A 22,329-nucleotide genomic window follows, 5' to 3' on the forward strand; every position below is an offset into this window, starting at 1 on the left:
CGCTTACTCTTTTGTATTCAAATTAGCTTCGAAGTAGACACTATCCACCCACTCGTCTCCGACCTGCATAGTGCGCTCCTTCCTACCAGTTTCTACAAAGCCATTCTTGGTGAGTAGACGGATGCTACGTTCATTGCGAGGATCTACGTCTGCCAAGACCTTGGGGATACCTCTCTCTGCTGCACGCTTCAGAATCGCTTGTACCGCTTCGCTCGCTATGCCCATGCCCCAGACGCTGGGGGAGAAGATGAACCCAATCTCCTGATTGTCCCAGAGGCCAGCTTTACCCACGACTCTGTTCTGGTAGAGGACGACGAAGTCGTCTCCACGTCCTTCTTCTGTGGTCTTGATCGTATTTCGTACGAATTTTTCTGTTTCCGCAATGCTCTGGTGGGGAGGGGTGGACCAGAAACGCATCGCTTCTTTGTCCGCGAAGATGGGATGGAGAAAGGCAGCGCCCTCTTCTTTGAAGTGACGTAGCGTCAGGCGAGCTGTGGTAAGAGTGTCTTCCAAGATCTTATTCTAGCGAAGCGAGAGCTTCTTTGGCTGCAGGCAGGTTCTTGTGATACAGAAGAGCCTTCTCGAACTCCGCGCGGGCTAGGTCAGACTTACCTTGCTTTTGGTAGCTTTTGCCTTTGAAGAGGTAGAGCTCGCTGTAGGCCCGGTTGCCGTCGTTCAATATATTGTCCGAGAGGGAGAAGACGCGAGCGTAGTTGCCGACATGATAGTAGGCCTCGATCGGTTCCATCTGGTACCACATGGTGCGGCGGGCGAGTTTGCTCTCGACTTTCTCATACTCCGCTACTGAGCGGGCGTAGTCGCCGAGGTAGTAGTAAGCGGTGGCGAGATTGAAGCGGGCCTTGGTGTCATTGGCATTCGTAGCGAGTTGGCTCTCGGCAATCTTGATCGCCTTCTGCCAGGATGCTTTTGCATCTTTGCTCTCGCCGAGCGCGGCGTCTAAGCTCGCCTTATCCTTGGGATCAGCCATGACCACATACGCGTAGTTGAACGGTTTCCAAATCGCATTGAATTCGGCGTAGGTGTACGCCTTGTCCTTGCCTTGATATGAATCGTCCTGGATGATCACGCCACGTGCATCATCGTAGCCGCGGATGACGCGATAGTGTGCGAAATCTTCGGTGGAATTGAGGAGGGTGCGGATGAGGACGGGATGGCCAGCAGCTAAGATTCTTTTGAGAGTATCGATATCGCCGCCGCCACGGTAATAGGCGACTAGGCCACGACGCTCTGCTTCCGCTGCGAGTTCGGGAGGAGGTGTGGACTTGTCGTCGTCGATACCCTGGAGATTGTTGTTGGGGCGGAGTACTGCTGCGAGCTTCTCCTGGCTGACATTTATATCGTAATAGGAGAGGGCGATGGAGAGACCTGCTGCGGCGCAGTTATTAAACGTCTGGAAGACATGGTAGCCGCTCGTAAGGAGTTTCTGCTTGGGAAGCGGGCCGCCAGAGGTTGCAGGCTTGCCGGATCCTGGCATCTCTGCGGCAGGAGTACCTCCGATGGTGAAGGTAGGCTCGGACCGGGCTCGCTCCTTGCCCTGGGCGAGGAAATAGAAAGCGCCACCGAAGCATAAGCTCAGGAATACGCTGAGAGTGATAGCTATCTGTTTGAAGCTCATATCCTGCATGCGCCTATACTACCTTTACCTAAGCGGGGACGTAAGTGGGTCAGATTTCTTTCCCTGGAGCGTCAAAATGCTAGACTAAATACTATGAATACACAGACCATCTCTCTTGGGGTAATAGTGCTACTTGCTCTCGGTATCGTAGGCTACTTTGTCTACAAGGATGGTGCTACCAAGGAGATCACTACGTTCGAGGAATGTGCGGCGGCGGGCTACCCCATTATGGAGTCATATCCAGAACAGTGTCGCACACCGGATGGTAAGACCTTCGCGCGCTTCACGCAGCAGGTCATCCCGAGCCTATGAGCGGGAAGGAACGTCATGACCCTAGAGCGATTCGAAGAAGCTGCTGCCGAAGCCTTTGAGAAGATCCCGGAGAAGTTCCGGAAACAAATGAAGAACGTGGCGCTCCTCGTAGAGAGTGAGCCGGACGAAGAGACTCTGCGCGAAGAGGGATTGGAAGAGGGAGGTACGCTCCTCGGACTCTATCGCGGCATTCCCAATACGGAGCGCGGCGCCTACTACGGGGTAGGGCCGACGTTGCCGGATACCATCACGCTCTATCAGCTACCTATCGAGGAAGAGGCGGAGTTCTCTCAAAAATCAATCGAGCAAGTGCTCTATGAGACGCTCTGGCACGAGATCGCACATTACTTCGGCTTTGACGAGGGGTCCGTGAGAGAAGAAGAGGGGAAGCGATTCAACTGATTTCCTTTTGCTACAATTACGCCATGATCGAATATCTCAAATCCCATCCACGTGTGAGAGAGTGGCTCGCTCTCGCGGAGCGTTATGAGCGGCACATCGGCGTGGGGGCGCTCCTCTTCGGCTTTGTCTTCGACACGCTCACCCTGGGACGCCCCGACCAGCTTTTTGGGAACGTTACCCTCACTGCATACTTGCTCATCTCCGCAGGCTGCATCCTTTATCTCACTCTGGCAGCTAGGCGGGGAGTAGAAGTGCCGCCTGTTCTGGCGCTTATCCTGCTCCAGTTCTGTTTCGGTAACCTGGCTGGCGGACTCCTGGTGCTTTACGGACAGAGCGGCACGTTCGAGGGAAGCCTGCTCTTCTTCATCGTCCTTGGCGCCTTCATCCTGGGGAATGAGATGTTGCGCCAGCGCTACGCGCGTCTCAATTTCAATATCTCTGCCTGGTTCTTCCTCTTGCTCGCGTACCTTGCTTTGGTGGTTCCCATTCTTGTTGGACGTCTCGGGACGCTGGTCTTCCTCCTCTCGGGTTTCTTGTCGGTAGCCCTTCTTGCGGGCCTTCTCTTCTTGCTCTACAAGCTCTCGCCCATGAGTTTTGAAGGCATGAAGCGCAAGCTAGCTGTTTACCTCGGTAGCGTCTTCGTGGCGTACAACGCATTGTATTTCCTCAACATCATCCCGCCGGTCCCGCTCTCGCTCCAGGCGATCGGTATCTATCACTCGGTCACGCATACGGGAGGGGAGTACGTAGTCGAATATGAGAAGCCGCGCTGGTATGAATTCTTCCGCAGCACGCACCGCACCTATGGCTACGTTCCGGGGAAGCCGGCGTATTGCTTTAGCTCCGTGTTCGCGCCCTCCGGCCTCTCTACTCCTATCAGCCATCGCTGGGAGCGCTACGATGAAGTAGTCGGGAAATGGCAGACTGCGACCCTACTCTCCTTCTCCATCAGTGGCGGACGGAATAACGGGTATCGCGGCTACAGTCAGAAATATGGCTTAAGCCCTGGTAAGTGGCGCTGCTCCGTGGAGACGGCGCGCGGTGCGCTCATCGGGCGTACGACCTTCACGGTGACGGAAGCGCCGCCTGAGAGGCTAACTACTGAGAGCATCTGATTATGTCTGATTTCTTCAATCGCTTGACCCTGTGGCACTACGCAGCTCTCGCACTCGGGCTTTTTGTGCTGCAGGCTCTGGTGCTTCATTTCATGGGGCAGCCGGCCATCTGTACTTGTGGCTACGTGAAGCTCTGGGAGAATGTGGTGCTCTCCCCGGGCAATTCTCAGCACCTGAGTGACTGGTATACCTTCTCGCATCTGGCGCACGGGGTCATCTTCTACTACCTCCTCTCCCGCTTCGCTCCGCGGGTTCCACTCGGTGCACGTCTCTTGCTCGCTTTCGGTATAGAACTCTCTTGGGAGATCTTTGAGAATACGGATATGATCATTAACCGCTATCGCGAGAGCGCGCTCGCTCAGGGGTACATAGGGGACAGCATCCTCAATTCGCTCATGGATTCTATTGCCATGGTCTTAGGCTTCTTCGCCGCCTGGCGCTTCCCGGTATGGGTCACGGTGGCGCTCCTTATCGGCGTAGAGCTTTTTGTGGGCTACATGATCCGCGACAATCTCCTTCTTAACGTCATCCAGCTCCTCCATCCGTTCGATTTCATAAACGAGTGGCAGACTGCTGGTTGATCTTCCGGACGTAGCTCCGCATCGTCATGTCCATCCATACTATCCGTATAGCGGCGATGATCATTTGGGGGAGCCTCTTGTCCGTCACTCTCTACGCCTACTTCTTCCATACGGAGGCATTCCACGTGCTGATTGAGAGTGCGGTGGGCGTGCATCTGTGGTGGGCGTATCTGGTTTTCTTCCTGCTCGGTTCTCTGCGGGGCTTCACCTTCATACCCTCTACCTACCTCATCGTATTAGGCTTCTTCTTTTTCGATCCGCTGCCGCTCTACCTCTTCCTCATCGCGGGCATCATGGTCTCCTCCGCCTCGATATATCACTTTTCGCACCTCTTAGGGCTCGATGACTTCTTCGAGAAGAAGCACTTTGCTCAGATCACCTGGATCAAGAAGAAGCTTACGGAATATGAGCTGCCCATCATCATCGGATGGAGTTTTATGCTTTTTCTGCCTACGGATCTCCTCTCGTATGTATGCGGTAGCCTCCGGATCAATTTCCACAAATTCCTCCTCGGCGTGTTTATAGGGGAATCGCTCGTGTGTGCCGTCTACATATTTGGCGCACAGTACTTCCTAGATATCTGCGGGGGATATTCCTGGTGCTTCCTCTAATTGTTAAAGTCCGAGGCTCGCGAGAAAGGTCTTGAGCTCTTCGCCCTCAAGACGGCGGTAGCTTCCGGCGGGGGTGTTGCCGAGTTCCACGTTCATGATGCGGATGCGGGTGAGCGTCTCCACGTCGTTGCCGAGTGCCGCGCACATGCGTCTGATCTGGTGCTTCTTGCCTTCGGTGAGGATGATTTTGAAAGTGCGTTCGTCTACGATTTCTACTTTGCACTCTTTGGTCGTGTAGTCTTCGATAAATACGCCGCGTTCCATGCGGGTCTTCCAGTTGTTGGCCAAGGTCTTGCGCACGGTGACTACGTACTCCTTGTCGTGCTCGTATTCTGGATTGAGCAGGCGGTCGGTGATGCGACCGTCGTTGGTGAGGATGAGGAGGCCACTCGAATCCTTGTCGAGGCGTCCTACAGGGAAGACGGAAGAGAGGGGGATGGAGCTCCTAATGTCCTTCTCGCCCTTCTGCGGGGAGTGGGTGATGATGCCGACCGGCTTGTGGTAGGCGAGGTAGATGTGCTCTTTGGGCTTCTTGTTATCCCTCACTTCCACAAGGTCGTCCTCTTCTACCTTGGCGCCGAGCACGGCGAGCTCGCCGTTTAAGTACACTTTCTTAGCTTCGATGAGGGCGTCCGCACCCGTGCGGGTGGCGTACCCCTTGTGGGCCAAGTATTTGTTGATGCGCATGGGGAAGAGGGGCTTCTCCAGAGCCTTGGGTGCCTCTCTGCGGGGGAATCGGGGGGCGCTTCCTTTCATGCGGGGGAGTATAGCATAACGTTGACATTTAAGGCGATTTTTGGTACTATACGGGAGTAAGCATATCTCATTTTTCGGCCTAGTTAAGGGACGGAAGGGCGCTCGCCCTCCAAGCGAAATGGTGAGATTCTCGTCACCTTACGTTTATTACAGACAGACGAGCTTCTCTCGAAGGGAAGGAAGAGCGGACATAACGGTCCGCTTGCAGCAGAGTTTATGTACCAACAGCGACACACAGGTTTCCGCGGAGGTTCCCGCCCTACACACAATCGTGGCTACGCACCGCGTGGCGGCGCTCGCCGTGGTGCGCCGAAAGGCGACCGCATCGACGTCTCCAAGTTCATCAATAAGGCGGTCATCACCGAGGAGATTGAGCATTTCGTACCTGAGCACCAGATCAGTGATTTCGTCATTGATGAGCGTCTCAAGGCGAACATCATGGCCAAGGGCTACAAGCAGCCGACCCCTATCCAGGACCGCGCCATCCCGCATGCGCTCCGTGGCTCTGACATCGTGGGTATCGCTAACACCGGCACCGGCAAGACCGCAGCCTTCCTCATTCCGCTCATCGACAAGGTTCTGAAGGACCCCAAGCAGAACATACTCGTGGTGGCTCCTACCCGCGAACTCGCGGTTCAGATCCAGTCCGAGCTCCGCGGCTTCACCACCAAGCTCAACATCTTCTCCGTTTGTTGCGTGGGAGGGGCGCCCATCGGCCGCCAGCTCTCCGAGCTCCGCTACAAGAATAACTTCATTATCGGTACCCCAGGACGCCTCAAGGACCTCATCGAGCGCGGCGCCATCAACCTGGGCACCTTTAGCACCATCGTGCTCGACGAAGCGGACCGCATGCTCGATATGGGCTTCATCAACGACATGAAGTACCTCATGGAGAAGATGCCTAAGCCTCGCCACACGCTCTTCTTCTCCGCGACTCTATCGCGCGAGATCGAAGCGCTCATCGGTGCGTTCCTCTTTGAACCGGTACGTATCTCCGTGAAGACCCGCGATACCTCCAAGAACATCGACCAGGACATCGTGCGCGTGAAGGGTACGGAGAAGATGGACGTGCTCCACGATCTCCTCTCTCAGGAGGGCTTCCACAAGGTGCTCGTCTTCGGACGTACCAAGCATGGCGTGGAGAAGCTCGCCATGGAACTCAACAAGCGCGGCTTCAAGGCTGATTCCATCCATGGCAACAAGAGCTTCTCTCAGCGCGTGCGCGCCCTCACCGCGTTCAAGACGCACAAGGTGCAGGTGCTCGTGGCGACCGACGTGGCTGCTCGTGGCCTCGACATCGCGGACGTGAGCCATGTGATCAACTACGACCTTCCGACCACCTACGACGATTACGTGCACCGCATCGGCCGTACTGGCCGCGGCGACAAGACCGGCAAAGCCCTCACCTTCGTCGACTAAACGGCAGTAATTAACCCTTGCTTTATGAACAACGCACCTAAGATCTCGAAGACCTTCCAGAAGGACGGCCACTGGATCGAAAAGCCCTCCCGCACGGAGATCCTGGTGTGCACCTGCGGAAGCAAGTACATCAAGACTCGTCCGGAACAGAACCTCTGCCTCCGTTGCTTCGGCGGCAAGGTGCCCCCGCAGAAAGTGAAGTAACTCCTGGTAATTTAAAAGAAAGGAAGCCCCGGCGCGCATCGCGTGCCGGGGCTTCTTCGTCTCAGCTTCCGTAAGATTCAGCTATCCGGATGACTCCGCGAGGATACCAATGGGTGTAGGGAGCCCAGGGGTTTCCTTCGACGATCTTGCGCATCCGTGCCGGGCCGACGAGGTACGCGAGAAGCATCTGGTGCGGATCGCAGATCTCCAGCTCTTCGCAGAGATAGGAGAGGTACGTGGTTCCGCAGAGAAGGTTTTTCTCGGGGGTGTTGATCGGGCCGCAGCCGACTTGCTCCTGGGCGATGGGAGTCACTCCCATGAGTCCAGAGGCGCGGCTTTCCTCGTTCATCGCCTTAGGGTCGCACCGCGATTCCTTATAGACGATGCCCTGTATCAAGCCCTTGTCTACGCCGACCCTCGCTGCAACCTTGTTGATCAGGGCTTCGAGCTTGACGCACTTCTTCAGCCGCGCGACCGGCTTGGGAGCGGACGCGTCTGGTTTCTGCGGGATAGCGGTGATAGGGAAGGCTTCTTCCGTCGGAAGAAGCTGGTCGCTCGTTGTTGTCTGCACCGGGTTTCCCCAGGCAGCGGCCAGGGGATTCAGGATCAGTAGGGCTACGAACACAAACGGTACGGGTGTAGGCAACAGTGAACGAAACATCACTTAAGCTCCTCAAAGGACTACGCTATCTTTAAAAAACATTTTCCACAGGCTTTGTCAAGCATTGGTGCTATACTTCCTTCATCTCACAGTTTCCTTGATGGCAAAAATCCCCCGAAAGCTCAAACGGAATCTCCTGGTCGACCTACTCCTGGTCGCAGGGAGCGGTGTCGCTGCGGTCCTCATCGTCGAGTCCGGCGTGCTCGAGACGTTCTTCGCTTCTACCGCGGGCTCCGGTCTCATCGGGAGCTTCATAGCGGGTTTCTTCTTCACCTCCGTCTTCACGGTGGCTCCGGCGACGGCTGTCTTTGCGGAGATACTCCATACGAGCCCGCTCCTGCCTACGATGCTCATTGGCGCCCTTGGTGCGCTCCTCGGGGACTTCATCTTGTTCCGCTTCGTGCGTGATCGCCTGGCCGAGGATATTCTGGCGCTTTTCAAGCATAGGAAGCCGGGGCGCGCCAAGGCTTTCTATCGCTCCCCGATCTTCCATTGGGTCATGCCGGCGCTCGGCGCCCTCATCATCGCTTCTCCGCTTCCGGATGAGCTGGGGCTGGCCCTCCTCGGGACCGCGCGGGTAGGCACTCTGGCTTTCATTCCTATCTCCTACGTCTTCAATGCTTTAGGTATCGTCCTTGTGGCGCTTGTGGTAGGGGTTGTCTAGCTCCTGGGTTTCAAGAAGGTATACTGGAATCATTACTATTCTGATTTTTCTGCATGGCCAAGAAGATACGCGTTGCTGTTGTTTTCGGAGGTAAATCTGCTGAACACGAAGTCTCTCTCCGTTCTGCGGCGAATGTCGCGGAGGCGATCGACAAGAGCAAGTACGAGGTGGTGCCGATTGCTATCGATAAGTATGGGAAGTGGCTTCTTCCAGATTCTGCCAAGGCGCTCCTCGGTGGCACTGGGCAGAGCCTCTCTATTTCCGGTCGGGAGGTTATGCTGCGGCCCCAGAGCGGGGGAGCCGTGTCTCTTCTCTCCGGCGGCACCCCGGGCGGGGTAGACGTAGTTTTTCCCATTCTTCATGGTCCTCTCGGGGAAGATGGTACGGTGCAAGGGCTCCTCACCCTCGCGGATGTGCCGTTTGTAGGCTCAGGGGTACTTGGCTCTGCGGTGGGTATGGATAAGGAAATAATGAAGCGGCTCCTGCGGGATGCAGGGCTCCCTATCGCGCGGTTCATCACTGTGCGTGCGAGTGAGAAGCGGCCCGCCTACGCGGCGGTTACTAAGAAGCTCGGGAAGGTCCTTTTCGTGAAGCCTGCCAATATGGGCTCCTCCGTAGGGGTGAGTAAAGTAAAGAGTGCGAAAGACTATACGACCGCGCTGGACAAGGCGTTTGAATACGACGACAAGATATTGATAGAGGAATTCATTCCGGCGCGGGAGGTGGAGTGTGCGGTATTGGGGAACGAGAATCCTATAGCTTCCGTGGTGGGGGAGATCATCCCGTCCCATGAGTTCTATTCCTACGAAGCCAAGTATCTGGATGAGAAGGGGGCTGCGCTTGAGGTGCCGGCAAAGATCCCTAAAGCGCTCTCAGACAAGATCAGAAAGATGGCGATAGAGGTATTTAAAGCCCTCTCCTGTGAGGGGCTCGGACGGGTGGATTTCTTCCTTACGAAGAGGGGAAAGATATATGTGAATGAGATCAATACCATTCCTGGCTTCACCTCGGTGAGCATGTATCCGCGGCTTTTTGGGGCGAGCGGCATCTCATACCCAGAGCTCATAGATAGGCTCATCCAACTAGCGCTCGATAGGCATTTAAAGAAAGCAAAATTGAAGACGACGCGGGTATAAAAAGAAGAAGGCCCACTCAGTCCCGATGGTTTGGGATTGAGTGGGCCTTGTGAGGTTGCTGCGAAGAACTAGATCAGTTGGCCTTGTTCTCCTCCGGCGGGAAGTCCTCCGCTTTCGGGGCGCGCGGCTCGGGGATGACTCCCGGATTCATGACCCCCATCTTCATGAGATCGGAGGTCGTTTTCCGTTCGTCGGTCCTGTAGAAAGCCATGGCGACGTCGGCGCTCGACGAAGCGATGGTGGTCGCCGGCCCCTGGTAGGTGACGCTCTTGCCCGACGCCTGGTCGAGGTACTGGACGATGACTGCGCAGCTGCCGATGCCGGTCGAAACCGTCCCGGAGCAGTTGAGCCAGCCGATCGTCTTGTCGCCCAGGGTGACTCGGGCATTCGCGAAGTTCGTGAAGCCGGAGGTTGCCCTCAGCTTCACGGCCAGATTGTTCGCCATCTCCGAGTAGGAGCTGACGTCGGTGTCGCTGTTGTTCGCGAAGTTCGTCTTGAAGCCGGCGTAGAGATCGGGAGCAGCGAAGCCGAGCTTTTCGATGGCGTCGAGGGCGTGCGCGCCGATCGACGAGATGGGGTTCGCGATGATGTTCGCCGACTGCCAGAAGTGGTCGAGCAGGTTCGGCGTCGTCGTCGTGTTCGTCCTGACGGTACGGTACGCTCGTCCGTCCGGCGACCAGATCGTCGGGGTCGTCACGCGCGGATTGAACCACTCCCTCCCGGTGGGGAGGATGCGGAGCGACCGCGCGGTCGCCACGACCTTGTTGCTGACGGAGGTGTTGCCGCGCGCCATGAAGTGGAGCCGGTAGGCGACGTTCGCCTGGTTGGAGCCGGTGTCGTGGGTGACCGAGCCGTTGGGTTCGGTCACCGAGGTCCAGCTATTGATCGAGCCGGCGCCGAGGCCGAACTGATCGATCTCCGCCGACCAGAAGTTGGTCAGCGTTCCGGTGGTGTTTTCGCCGACGCAGGTGTAGTTGGTGCTGCTCTGCTTGGCGGCCGGGACGACGGTCATGGGGAGGCCGTTGATGCCGCAGTCGAACGTCGCAGTCTGTGCCTTGGCCGGCACCGTGAGGAGGGTGAGGGGCAGAGCGACGATCAGGGCAGCAAGCGGAACGCGCTGACTTCTCGGAATCATGGTGAGCTCCTTGCTCAGGTGATGCCCGCCACGCGGGCGGGGTTGTTTACGACAAAGGCCAAACTGGCTGCTTATATATGTATCATATTATTTGCCTCTTGTCAAATAGGTATCGGACAGGTTTAGGGAAGGGGAGTTGACAGAGAGGGGTGTAGCGTGTTAGACTCAATTAACTGCTCAAAAGCGAGCGTATAAATATGGCCTAACAAGGCCATTTATCTTGTCCCTTAAAAATATGTCCTAAACGATTTTTCGAAGCTTCTCTTCCGTTTACGCAAGTATCTGGAAGGGAAACTAGAATGTCCTTTAGGTGTCCTTTAAGCCGAAAAATCGCGATGTCGCGTCTCGGCTCTGGTTGTTTCCGTATCTCTTTACCCAATTTTATTTCGTGGAAAAGAGTATGGAACACCCACTCTTCAAGGGGTCTTTCGGGACTTCCTACAACCACATAGCTTCCGCTAAGAACTTTTTCAAAGGGTTTGTTTTTGCTGTTTTTGTACTCACCGCTTTTTCCCCTTTCTCTACGCTTGCAGAAGCTTCGGTTGTCTTGGAGAAGTCGGAGATTGTCGCTTCCCAGAGCACCTCTGTGGGAGCGCAGATCAGCCATGTTTTTGAGACGATTTACGCTGGTATTTCTACCGTCGGAAGCGATCTCCTGGACGTGCTTGAGGTTCCCGCTGCAGCCGCTGGCGTGAAGCTTATTCTCATCGTCGCCATGCTCCTCTCGGCGCTCGCCGGATTTGAGAAAATGCTGGCTCTGCTCAAGGGTTTTGGTCAGGCGGTGCGGGGCCGTAACCGCTCTCTCCTCGTGCCGGTTTTGAAGGTCGCTTTGATCATGATCGTAGTCTTTGCAAACGTCGGTGTGGTGCCGGCACTTTTCCCGGCAGTGGCGGTTCAGGTGGCACACGCAGACGATGATTTTGCTCCTCCTCCGCCGCCACCTCCTCCGCCACCCCCACCACCGCCGGTGGAGGTGTGTACGGATCCTACCGCTACGAACTACAACGGTTCTCTTCCGTGTACGTATCCGCCGACGACCTGTACAGACTCTGCTGCCAATAACTTTGGTGGGGCCTTGCCGTGTACGTACAACCCGCCTCCGGCGACCTCTTTCACCATCAGCGCTTCTGCTTCTGGTCTCGGTTCCATCTCTCCGTCTGGCTCTGTGTCCGTGACGCAGGGTAGCGCACAAACCTTCACCTTCACCCCGAACGCAGGGCATGAGGTGAGCTCTGTCATGGTGAATGGCGCGGCAGTGGCTACTTCTACGAGCTACACGTTCTCGAACGTGCAGGCGAATGGCACCATCGCGGTGACTTTTGCAGCGACTCCGGGAGCGCCTACCTTCCCGGTAGTCGCGAGCGTCTCCGGCTTCGGTACCATCACACCTTCCGGTACTACGAGCGTAGCTTTGGGTACTTCACAGAGCTATACCTTCGCTGCGTCTGCTTCGAGCACGCTCACGGACGTGCTGGTGGATGGAGTCTCTGTGGGTGCAGTCTCGACCTATTCCTTCTCTGACGTAGCCGCTACTCACACTATTTCTGCGATCTTCTCTTCGTACGTCATCACCGTTTCTTCGAGCGGCAACGGCTCGGCAAATCCGACTGGTTCCGTGTATGTCGCAAATGGTGCCAGCGAGACCATCAATTTCCTCCCGAATGCAGGTAACACTGTTTCCTCCCTCATCGTGGATGGTCTTGCGACTGCCACCTCGACTTCCTACACTTTCAGCAACGTCACCCAGGATCACACCCTCGCAGTGACCTTCGCTCCGGGTTCGAGCGCAGCCAGCTTCCAGGTGGTAGCTACTTCTACCGGAAATGGCTCGATCAGCCCTTCGGCCACCACTTCTGTGACTCAGGGGGCAACGCAGTCCGTCACTATCACTGCTAACAGCGGCAACGAGATCGCTTCCATTCTCGTGGATGGGGCAGCCTTCGCGACCACTTCTGCCACCACCACGACCGTCACTTTCTCTAACATCCAGGCTAACCACAGCGTGGGTGCGACTTTCCAGGTCATTCCGGGTGCAGCCACTTTCCCGATCACAGTCACTTCCTCTGGAAACGGTACGACTACTCCGAGCGGAATCACGACGGTAAGCCAGGGTGCAACTGCTTCCTTCGCCCTCACCCCGAACGCGGGGAATACCCTGAGCCAGCTTCTCGTGGATGGTGTCTCTGTCGCTACTACCTCGGTTTATACGTTTAATAATGTAACTGCTTCTCATACTCTCGCGGCCATTTATTCCTCGACTGGTGCCGCAACTTTCTCTATAGTCGCTACTTCTACCGGCAACGGCTCCGTCACGCCTGCTGCAACGACTACCGTCTCGCAGGGCGGTAGCCAGTCTGTAGTGATCACCGCTAACTCCGGCAATGAAATCGCATCTATTCTTGTCGATGGGGCAGTGGTAGCAACGACTTCTGCAACTACCACTACGATTTCCTTCAGCAACGTGCAGGCTGATCACACAGTCGGTGTCACTTTCGCACCTATTGCTGGAGTCGCTACTTTCCCGATCATCGTTACCTCGACAGGGAATGGCACCACGACTCCTTCTGGCACTACTACGGTCGCCCAGGGGTCTTCTGCATCTTTCACTCTGACTCCGAACGCAGGCAACACCCTTAACTTCCTTCTTATAGACGGGGCTGCGGTCGCGACTACTTCTCTCTATACGTTTAATAACGTTCAGGCGACGCACACCCTCGAAGCTGTCTACTCTACGAGCGGTGCGGCTTCATATCAGATAGTGGCGACGTCCACTGGCAACGGCTCGGTGAATCCTTCTGCAACGACTACTGTTTCGCAGGGAGCGACGCAGTCTGTCGTCATTACCGCTAATAGCGGCAACGAGATCTCTTCGATTCTCGTAGATGGTGCGATGTATGCGACTACTTCCGCTACCACCACTACGGTGACTTTCTCTGATGTGCAGGCGAACCACACCGTGGGTGCGACCTTCGCTCCTATAGTCGGAGCCCCGACCTACTCTATATATGTATCCTCCACAGGGAACGGAACTACCACTCCCTCTGGAACCTCGACGATCTCTCAGGGCTCTTCGGCTTCCTTCACTCTCACTCCGAACGCAGGCAATACCCTTACTCAGCTCCTCATCGACGGAGCTTCTGTCGCCACGACCTCTGTCTATACCTTTAGTAATGTCACAGCCTCTCATACTCTTGAAGCAATCTACTCTTCTACTGGCGCTACCTCCTTCCAGGTCGTAGCAACCTCGACTGGTAACGGTTCGGTGAGTCCTTCTGCTACCTCGACGGTTGCCCAGGGAGCTTCGATCTCTGTCACCGTGACAGCGAATGCGGGCAACGAGATCGCATCCATCCTTGTAGACGGAGCGACTGTCGCTACGACTTCGGCTACTTCCACCACGATTACGTTTGCTGACGTGCAGGCGAATCACACGGTAGGTGCGACCTTCCAGCTTGCTGCAGGTGCACCGGTGTTCCCGATCACGGTTACTTCTTCTGGCAACGGCACGACGACCCCGTCTGGCACCTCGACTATTAGTCAGGGTTCTTCTGCGAGCTTCACGCTCACCCCGAACGCAGGTAACGTCTTGAACCAGCTTCTCGTAGATGGAGTTTCCGTCGCGACGACTTCTGTCTATGCGTTTAATAATGTAAATGCGACGCACACGCTCCACGCGATCTACTCTTCGACTGGTGCTTCTACTTTCTCTATCATTGCTACCTCTACCGGGAATGGGGGAGTGAGCCCGGCAGCCACCTCGACTGTCTCTCAGGGTTCTGCCTTCTCGGTAACCGTCACCGCAAATGTGGGAAATGAAATCGCTTCTCTCCTCGTGGATGGAGTTTCCTACGCCACTACCTCTCCGACTTCCACGGTGGTGACCTTCTCTGATATCCAGGCTGATCACACCGTTGGTGTCACTTTTCAGACTGCGGTCGGCGCACCGACGTTCCTGATCGTCGTAACTTCGACGGGTAATGGCACCACCACTCCGAGCGGTACTACTACCGTGACTCAAGGTGCTTCCTCCTCCTTTACTCTTACCCCGAATGCAGGCAACACTCTCACTCAGCTCCTCATTGATGGCGCCTCTGTAGCGACGACGAGCGTCTACACTTTCTCTAATGTCACCGCGAGCCATACTCTCGAGGCTATCTATTCCACTGGCGGCGGCACCACCTTCCAGGTAGTCGCTACTTCTACTGGTAATGGCTCCGTCACGCCTGCTGCAACGACTACTGTCTCGCAGGGCTCTAGCCAGTCGATTGTCATCACTGCCAACTCTGGCAATGAAATAGCCTCTATCCTCGTCGATGGAGTCTCTGTAGCGACGACTTCGGCAACGACTACCACGATCATGTTTGCTGATATCCAGGCAAATCACACGGTCGGCGTGACTTTTGCCGCTATCGCAGGCGCACCTACATACGCCATCAGCGTGACCTCTGCGGGTAATGGCACCACCACTCTGAGCGGCACCTCGACCGTCAGCCAGGGAAGTTCTGCTTCCTTCACTCTCACGCCGAACGCCGGTAACACCCTGTCGCAGCTTCTCGTAGACGGAGTCTCTGTTGCGACCACCTCTATATATACGTTCTCGAACGTGACGGCCTCGCACACCCTCCATGCGGTTTACTCTTCGACCGGTCTCGCTACCTTTAGCGTAATCGCCACTTCTACGGCGGGCGGTTCCGTGACGCCTTCTGCAACGAGTACGGTCTCCCAGGGTTCTAACTTCTCGGTGACGGTGACTGCAAACAACGGCAACGAGATCGCTTCTCTCCTCGTGGACGGAGCCGTTGTCGCCACTACTTCCGCCACCACCACGACGGTAACCTTCTCGAACGTGCAGGCAAATCACACGGTCGGCGTGGTCTTCCAGCCTCTCGTCGGTGCACCTACCTATCCGATTACGGTGACCTCGGCAGGGAACGGTACCACCACGCCGTCTGGTACGACTATCGTCACTCAGGGCGGATCGGCTACCTTTACTCTCACCCCGAATGCGGGCAATGTCTTGAGCCAGCTTCTCGTAGACGGATCTTCCGTCGCGACCACCTCTGCCTACACTTTCTCTGACGTGACGGCGACGCACACGCTCCACGCAATCTACTCTTCGACGGGTGCCGCGAACTTCCAGATAGTTGCTACCTCTACCGGCAACGGTTCCGTAACGCCTTCCGCCACTTCCGCTGTCTCCCAGGGCTCTGCCTTCTCTGTGACAGTGACTGCAAACGCGGGAAATGAGATCGCGTCCATCCTCGTCGATGGCGCACTCGTTGCGACGACGTCGGCTACGACGACCACTATAAATTTCACTAACGTCCAGGCTAATCACACTGTAGGTGCCACTTTCCAGGTAATCACTGGAGCTTCGACTTATCCCATCACCGTGACCTCGGCAGGGAACGGTACTACTACGCCTTCAGGCACCAGCACAATCGCACAGGGCTCTTCTGCCTCCTTCATCCTGACTCCGAATGCAGGTAATACTCTCGACCAGCTCCTCATCGATGGTGTTGCGGTTGCGACCACTACTCTCTATACGTTCAATAATGTAAATGCGACGCACACCCTCCATGCGATCTATTCCTCGACTGGTCTCACGAGCTTCCAGATAGTCGCCACTTCGACCGGCAACGGCTCGGTGACTCCGGCTGCCACTACTACCGTATCGCAGGGCTCTAGCCAGTCTGTCGTCATTACGGCGAACGCGGGTAATGAGATCACCTCCATTCTCGTGGATGGGGCAGCCTTCGCGACCACTTCTGCCACCACCACGACCGTAACGTTCGCTGATGTTCAGGCGAATCACACGTTGGGTGTGGTGTTTGCGGCTGCGCCTTCCGCAGTTACTTTCCCGATCACTGTCACTTCTACCGGTAACGGAGCTGCTACTCCCTCTGGCACGACCGCTGTGCTCCAGGGCAATTCTTTCTCTGTGACGCTTATGCCGAATGCCGGCAATACCCTTGATTCTCTCCTTGTAGATGGAGTATCTGTGGCTACCACTTCCGTCTATACCTTCACGAACGTTCAGGCGACGCATACCCTCCAGGCTATCTACTCCGCTACGGGCGCAACTTCCTTCCAGGTGGTGGCCACCTCGACGGGGAACGGATCTGTTTCTCCTTCTGCCACCACCACGGTCTCTCAGGGGGCATCGCAGTCTGTGATCATCACTGCGAACGCGGGTAATGAGATCACCTCCATTCTCGTGGATGGCGCTTCCTACGCTACGACCTCGGCCACTACCACGACGGTGACTTTTGCGAACATGCAGGCCAATCACACGGTCGGCGTAGTCTTCGCTCCTGCGGTACCTGTGGTTTCGTTCCCGATTACCATAACTTCGACCGGTAATGGCACGACGACTCCGAGCGGTACCACTACTGTCACCCAGGGTGCTTCTGTCTCTTTCGCTCTGACTCCGAATGCAGGAAATACTCTCAATCAGATTCTCATCGATGGTGTAGCGGTTGCAACCTCGAGTGTCTACACATTCACGAACGTACAGGCGACGCACACCCTCGAAGCGATTTACTCCACGAGCGGCGTTGCCTCATACCAGATCGTCGCCACTTCTACTGGTAACGGGGGAGTGAGCCCGGCTGCCACTTCCACTGTCTCTCAGGGATCTAACTTCTCTGTGACGGTGACTGCAAACTCTGGTAACGAGATTTCTTCCATCCTTGTTGATGGCGTTTCCTATGCAACGACCTCGCCGACTTCGACGGTGGTTTCCTTCTCTGACGTTCAGGCGAACCACACTGTAGGTGTGACCTTCGCAGCCATCACTGGCGCTCCGACTTTCCCGATCGTAGTCACCTCGACTGGTAATGGTACGGCGACTCCATCTGGCACCTCTACTATCAGCCAGGGTGCTTCTGCTTCTTTTAATCTCACCCCGAACGCAGGCAACACCCTCACCCAGCTCCTCATTGATGGTGCCTCTGTCGCTACGACTTCGGTATATACGTTCAGCAACGTAACTGCTTCCCATACCCTTGAGGCCATCTACTCCACGACGGGTGCAGTGAGCTTCCAGATAGTGGCAACTTCGACTGGTTATGGCACGACTACACCTGCGGCGACTTCTACTGTCTCTCAGGGTTCTAGCTTCTCCGTCACGGTGACGGCGAACGCTGGTCAGGAAATCGCTTCTCTTCTTGTGGATGGAGCTGCATACGCCACCACCTCTCCGACTTCCACTATTGTGACCTTCACTAATGTGCAGGCTGACCACACGGTAGGTGCTACGTTCCAGACTGCCGCTGATGCACTCTCGTTCCCGATCATCATCACTTCGACCGGTAACGGCACAACGACTCCCTCGGGCACCTCTACGGTTGCTCAGGGTACTTCGGCTTCCTTTGCTCTCACTCCGAACGCAGGTAACACGCTGACTCAGCTTGTCGTTGATAATGTGTCTGTACCGACGACTTCTCTCTATACGTTCACCAACGTCCAGGCAACGCATACTCTCCACGCGATCTACTCTTCGACGGGAGCCGCGAACTTCCAGGTCGTAGCCATCTCGACTGGCAATGGTTCTGTATCACCGGCCGCGACTTCTACAGTGAGCCAGGGTTCCAGCTTCTCCGTCACTGTGACCGCTAACAGCGGCAACGAGATCGCCTCGATTCTCGTTGATGGTGCCCTCGTTGCGACGACCTCGGCTACCACTACGACCATCACCTTCACTAATGTGCAGGCTGACCACACGGTTGGTGCTACGTTCCAGGGTGTCGTCGGAGCGCCGACGTATCCCATCACGGTAACCTCGGCAGGGAACGGCACCACTACTCCGTCTGGCACGACGACTGTGGCAGAGGGGAGTGCGGCCTCTTTCACTCTGACTCCGAACGCGGGTAATACCATTGATCAGCTCTTGATCGACGGTGTTTCCGTGGCGACCACCACTCTCTATACCTTCTCTAATGTCACCGCCTCCCATACTGTTCATGCGATCTACTCTTCGACCGGCGCCTCTTCCTTCCAGGTTGTGGCCACTTCGACTGGAAGCGGCAGCGTAAGTCCGTCTGCCACCAGCACGGTTTCGCAGGGTGCATCCCAGTCTGTGGTCATCACCGCCAATGTGGGCAACGAAATCGCCTCCATCCTCGTGGATGGTGCAGCAGTTGCTACCACTTCTGCTACCACCACTACGGTGACCTTCACGAACGTACAGGCTGACCATACGGTGGGCGTGACCTTCGCACCCATCTCCGGGGCTCCTACCTACGCTATTCTTGTGACTTCTACCGGCAACGGAACCTCGACTCCGTCTGGTACCACTACCGTGACTCAGGGTGCGTCCGCCTCTTTCAATCTCACCCCGAACGCTGGTAACACCCTCACCCAGCTCCTCATTGATGGAGCGGCGGTTGCCACCACCTCTCTCTATACCTTCTCCAGCGTAACGGCCTCTCATACCCTCGAAGCGATTTACTCTTCGACGGGCGTTGCGAACTTCCAGCTTGTCGCTACCTCCACGGGTAATGGCTCGGTGACTCCGTCTGCTACCACCACGGTTTCGCAGGGTACGACTCAGACCGTTACAATTACTGCGAATAGCGGTAATGAGATCGCTTCCATCCTTGTGGATGGCGTGACCTACGCCACCACGTCTCCGACTTCTACGGTCGTGGCCTTTGCTGATGTCCAGGCGAATCACACGGTGGGTGTGGTGTTTGCTCCGGCTGCGAGTGCGCTCGCGTTTCCGATCACTGTCACCTCGACGGGGAACGGCACCACTACACCTTCTGGTACGACGACCGTAACCCAGGGTGGATCCGCAACCTTCACCATCTCTCCTAACGTCGGAAATACCATCCAGTCTGTCACGGTGAACGGCTCGGTCATCGCCACGACCACTTCCTATACCTTCTCTAATGTCCAGGCGACGGGTACACTCGCGGTCGTCTTTGCGACGATCAGTGGCGCGCCTTCCTTCGATATCGTAGCGACTTCCTCTGTAAACGGTTCCGTAAGTCCTACCGGCACGACTACGCTCGCACAGGGCGGCAGCCAGACCTATGTCTTCACTCCGGATTCCGGATATATGGTGACGGGTCTCATGGTGGATGGGGGAGCGGTCTCCACTTCGACTTCGTATACCTTCTCTGATGTGCAGGCAGGTCACACCCTCTCCGTGACCTTCGGTCTTGCCCCTGATTTCAGTCTTCCTTCCACGCCGAACATCGTCTCTTCTTCGCATGCGACCGCCACTCTCTCGAATGTCGCGTCCATCTCCGTGACCTGGTCTGATGCGACGGATGTAGGCTCCGGTATCGCCGGCTATTCCTATATCTTCGACACCGCGAGCACGACAGTACCAGATGACATCGTGGATATTGCTGCGACCACCACTTCTACTTCCACTCTTGCGTACGGCACCTACTACTTCCACGTGAAGGCGATCGATGCTTCTGGAAATGTCTCTACGACGACCCACTACGGACCGATCGTGACCTCGAATGCGGATGTCTTCATCGTGAATTCGACTCTTGGCGGCATCTACTACGATTTCTATGCGCCGACTCTCGCAAGTTCGACTGCAGCGTCCACTACCGGCAGCACCCGCATCACGGATTCCACTCTCACCACCTGGTGGCAGATTGCGAGCTCCTCGCTCTATGGCGTGACGCTCGACAATGCTGAGCTGACCCTTACGAACGCGACCAGCTCGTCCATCACCAATTCCATACTCACGAGCTGTTCCGTGATCAATTCCACGGTCAAGAACTACATGGGCTCGAACTGCACCATCAGCAATTCCATCGTCGACCCTCCGTCAGGCTTCAACAATCTCACTGGCTCCACGGTGACCAATTCGCCGGTGTATGCCTCGGACGTCCTCTACTCGAACGTGACCGATTCCTCGGTCTCTACTTCGACGGTGACTAACTCGACCCTTACGAACGCCACGACTACGTTCTCGAGCATCGCTACTTCCACGGTGACGAACAGCACTTTCGCGACAGCGACTTCGACCAACAGCACGATCACCGGCGCAACTCTCGCTGATGCGAATGTGGCTACCTCGACCGTCTCTAACGCGAACGTAGCTACGAGCACCATTGCTCTCTCCACTATTTCCGGAGGCTCCGTCTCGAGCTCTACGGTTTCCTCTGTCTCTGCGACTAACAGCACTATCGCAAGCTCCACGCTCTCGAATGCGACGACGACCTCTTCGACTCTCACGAACGTCGAAGTGACGAACGGCACGACTACGGGCAGCACCATTACTGGCGGCACTCTCTCCAATGCATCCGTCTCTTCTTCTACTCTGACTGATGCGGTTATCAACAACGGAAGTACGACCAACAGCACGATCACTGGTGGCTCAGTAACGAACGCATCCGTCTCTTCTTCGACCATCTCGAATACCACGGTTGCTACCTCCACTCTGACTAACGTGACTCTGGCTTCCACCACAGTGACCAATTCGACCATGTCGAGTTCCACGCTCTCGGATGCGACCGTTACAGACTCGACTCTCTCGAACGTGACCATCATCGGCACGGGCTCCGTGATCACCAACTCCAACCTGGCCTCGACCACGGTCTCTAACGCGGTCATCATCGATGGCGTCATGAGTTCTGGTACCATCACGCTTCCGTCGGGAGCTACGACTACCATCACGAGCTCTACCTCGCTTACGAACCTGGTCAACTACGCTCCGGCCGCAGGCTTCACTGCTTCCGCAAGTGACCTCACGGGCACGTTTACGGATACGAGCACTGACTCGAACTCTGGCACTTCTCTCGGGGATAGCTGGACGTATGTCTGGAGCTTCGGCGACGGCTCCTACGCGACTACCTCAAACTCTGCCTCTCTCGGTCAGAACAAGAGTCATGCGTACGCTTCTGCAGGAACTTACACTGTCCTCCTCACGCTCACTGATGCATACGGCGGCGTGTCTACTTCCTCGGCTTCCGTCACGGTCACTGCTCCAGTGGTGGTCACGCCCGCTCCTTCAGGCGGTGGTGGCGGCGGGGGCAATCCTTCCGGCAACCTCGGGGCATACTTCAATCCGAACTTCGTAAATCCGAACGCTCCGGTAGTCCCTGTTGTGCCACCGGTGACCCCTGTGACTCCGTCTGTTCCCGCTGTTCCTCCCATCATTGTCACTCCCGGACTCACTCCTGATGTCTTCACTCGCACTCTCAAGGTCGGCACCCGCGGCGAGGATGTCACCATCCTCCAGAGGCAGCTGATCCGTGAGGGCGTGTATGCAGGCCCGGTGACCGGCTACTTCGGAGCCCTCACGCAGGCGGCTGTGCGCCGCTACCAGCTGAAGCAGGCTATCCCTGTCATCGGCATCGTGGACTTCCTCACCCGCAGCATTCTCAACGAAGCCATTGCTCTTGAGGGCCTTCCGACCGGGAATCCCGTCATTGTCACTCCAGTTGCTCCGACGCCTGTAGAACCCAAGCCGGCAGCACCGGTCACTCCTAAGGCTCCGACGATACCTTCGAAGCCGCTTGCTCCTGCCGCACCGGTCACTCCTCCTGTGGTAGCGAAGCCTTCCGTTCCGCCTACCTCTGCTTCCATCTTTGAGGGAGTGAAGAGCGGCGCTTCGTCTCTCTTCAAGAAGGTGAAGGATGCCAAGACTCGCTTCGACAATCTCTTCATCATCGAACCGTAATCAAAAAGAAAAAGCCCCGCGCACTGCGCGGGGCTTTTTCTTTT

Annotated in this window: 15 protein-coding genes; 10 read left to right on the forward strand and 5 right to left on the reverse strand. The window is 56.3% G+C overall.

The genetic code is table 11. The annotated features are described in order from the left end of the window. Positions 1-3: 3 nt before the first annotated feature. Together K8Q93_02490 and K8Q93_02495 are read right to left on the reverse strand one after the other, a co-directional pair. Positions 4-513 (reverse strand): GNAT family N-acetyltransferase, encoded by a 510-nt coding sequence (locus tag K8Q93_02490; protein MCE9644080.1) that lies wholly within the window; start codon positions 511-513, stop codon positions 4-6. A gap of 4 nt (positions 514-517) precedes the next feature. Continuing rightward, positions 518-1,645 carry a C39 family peptidase gene (locus tag K8Q93_02495; GenBank protein ID MCE9644081.1) on the reverse strand — a complete coding sequence of 376 codons (1,128 nt, stop codon included), beginning with the start codon at positions 1,643-1,645 and terminating at the stop codon, positions 518-520. A gap of 84 nt (positions 1,646-1,729) precedes the next feature. Between K8Q93_02495 and K8Q93_02500 the strand changes: the two genes are divergently transcribed. The 5 genes from K8Q93_02500 to K8Q93_02520 are packed head-to-tail and all read left to right on the forward strand — an operon-like array spanning position 1,730 to position 4,657. Continuing rightward, on the forward strand, positions 1,730-1,948 hold the full coding sequence (locus tag K8Q93_02500; protein ID MCE9644082.1) for a hypothetical protein: 219 nt from the start codon (positions 1,730-1,732) through the stop codon (positions 1,946-1,948). A 15-nt stretch (positions 1,949-1,963) separates the two neighbouring features. Continuing rightward, entirely contained in the window at positions 1,964-2,350 is a 387-nt protein-coding gene (locus K8Q93_02505; GenBank protein ID MCE9644083.1) for a metallopeptidase family protein, read from the forward strand. Between the two features lie 23 nt (positions 2,351-2,373). Next, positions 2,374-3,465 (forward strand): DUF2914 domain-containing protein, encoded by a 1,092-nt coding sequence (locus tag K8Q93_02510; GenBank protein MCE9644084.1) that lies wholly within the window; start codon positions 2,374-2,376, stop codon positions 3,463-3,465. A gap of 2 nt (positions 3,466-3,467) precedes the next feature. After that, positions 3,468-4,046, forward strand: coding sequence for a DUF2585 domain-containing protein (locus K8Q93_02515; protein MCE9644085.1), 579 nt, complete (start codon positions 3,468-3,470; stop codon positions 4,044-4,046). 26 nt (positions 4,047-4,072) lie between these two features. Further along, a complete protein-coding gene (locus K8Q93_02520) occupies positions 4,073-4,657 on the forward strand; it encodes a VTT domain-containing protein (GenBank protein ID MCE9644086.1) in 585 nt (194 codons plus the stop codon). Positions 4,658-4,660: 3 nt separating this feature from the next. Here the strand turns inward: K8Q93_02520 and K8Q93_02525 are convergent, their stop codons facing one another. After that, a complete protein-coding gene (locus tag K8Q93_02525; protein MCE9644087.1) occupies positions 4,661-5,413 on the reverse strand; it encodes an rRNA pseudouridine synthase in 753 nt (250 codons plus the stop codon). 216 nt (positions 5,414-5,629) lie between these two features. Between K8Q93_02525 and K8Q93_02530 the strand changes: the two genes are divergently transcribed. Together K8Q93_02530 and K8Q93_02535 are read left to right on the forward strand one after the other, a co-directional pair. Then, positions 5,630-6,832, forward strand: a complete 1,203-nt coding sequence (locus K8Q93_02530; GenBank protein ID MCE9644088.1) for a DEAD/DEAH box helicase — start codon at positions 5,630-5,632, stop codon at positions 6,830-6,832. Positions 6,833-6,856: 24 nt separating this feature from the next. Further along, the gene (locus K8Q93_02535; GenBank protein MCE9644089.1) at positions 6,857-7,036 is read left to right on the forward strand and encodes a hypothetical protein; all 180 of its coding nucleotides are present in this window, start codon (positions 6,857-6,859) and stop codon (positions 7,034-7,036) included. A gap of 61 nt (positions 7,037-7,097) precedes the next feature. Here K8Q93_02535 and K8Q93_02540 read toward each other — a convergent pair whose 3' ends face one another. Further along, positions 7,098-7,697 carry a transglycosylase SLT domain-containing protein gene (locus K8Q93_02540; GenBank protein ID MCE9644090.1) on the reverse strand — a complete coding sequence of 200 codons (600 nt, stop codon included), beginning with the start codon at positions 7,695-7,697 and terminating at the stop codon, positions 7,098-7,100. Positions 7,698-7,797: 100 nt separating this feature from the next. On the opposite strand from K8Q93_02540, the gene K8Q93_02545 reads away from it, so the two are divergent. Together K8Q93_02545 and ddlA are read left to right on the forward strand one after the other, a co-directional pair. Further along, complete coding sequence (locus tag K8Q93_02545; GenBank protein ID MCE9644091.1) at positions 7,798-8,361, forward strand: hypothetical protein; 564 nt, start codon at positions 7,798-7,800, stop codon at positions 8,359-8,361. A gap of 53 nt (positions 8,362-8,414) precedes the next feature. After that, positions 8,415-9,497, forward strand: coding sequence for a D-alanine--D-alanine ligase (ddlA, locus tag K8Q93_02550; protein MCE9644092.1), 1,083 nt, complete (start codon positions 8,415-8,417; stop codon positions 9,495-9,497). Positions 9,498-9,570: 73 nt separating this feature from the next. Here the strand turns inward: ddlA and K8Q93_02555 are convergent, their stop codons facing one another. Beyond that, a complete protein-coding gene (locus tag K8Q93_02555; GenBank protein MCE9644093.1) occupies positions 9,571-10,632 on the reverse strand; it encodes a hypothetical protein in 1,062 nt (353 codons plus the stop codon). Between the two features lie 400 nt (positions 10,633-11,032). Here K8Q93_02555 and K8Q93_02560 point away from each other — a divergent pair, with 400 nt between their 5' ends. Then, positions 11,033-22,285 carry a peptidoglycan-binding protein gene (locus tag K8Q93_02560; protein ID MCE9644094.1) on the forward strand — a complete coding sequence of 3,751 codons (11,253 nt, stop codon included), beginning with the start codon at positions 11,033-11,035 and terminating at the stop codon, positions 22,283-22,285. The last annotated feature ends 44 nt before the right edge of the window (positions 22,286-22,329 follow it).

It is taken from the genome of Candidatus Parcubacteria bacterium (assembly GCA_021414235.1).
Taxonomy (GTDB): Bacteria; Patescibacteriota; Minisyncoccia; order Phycocordibacterales; family JAKFXT01; genus JAIOOV01.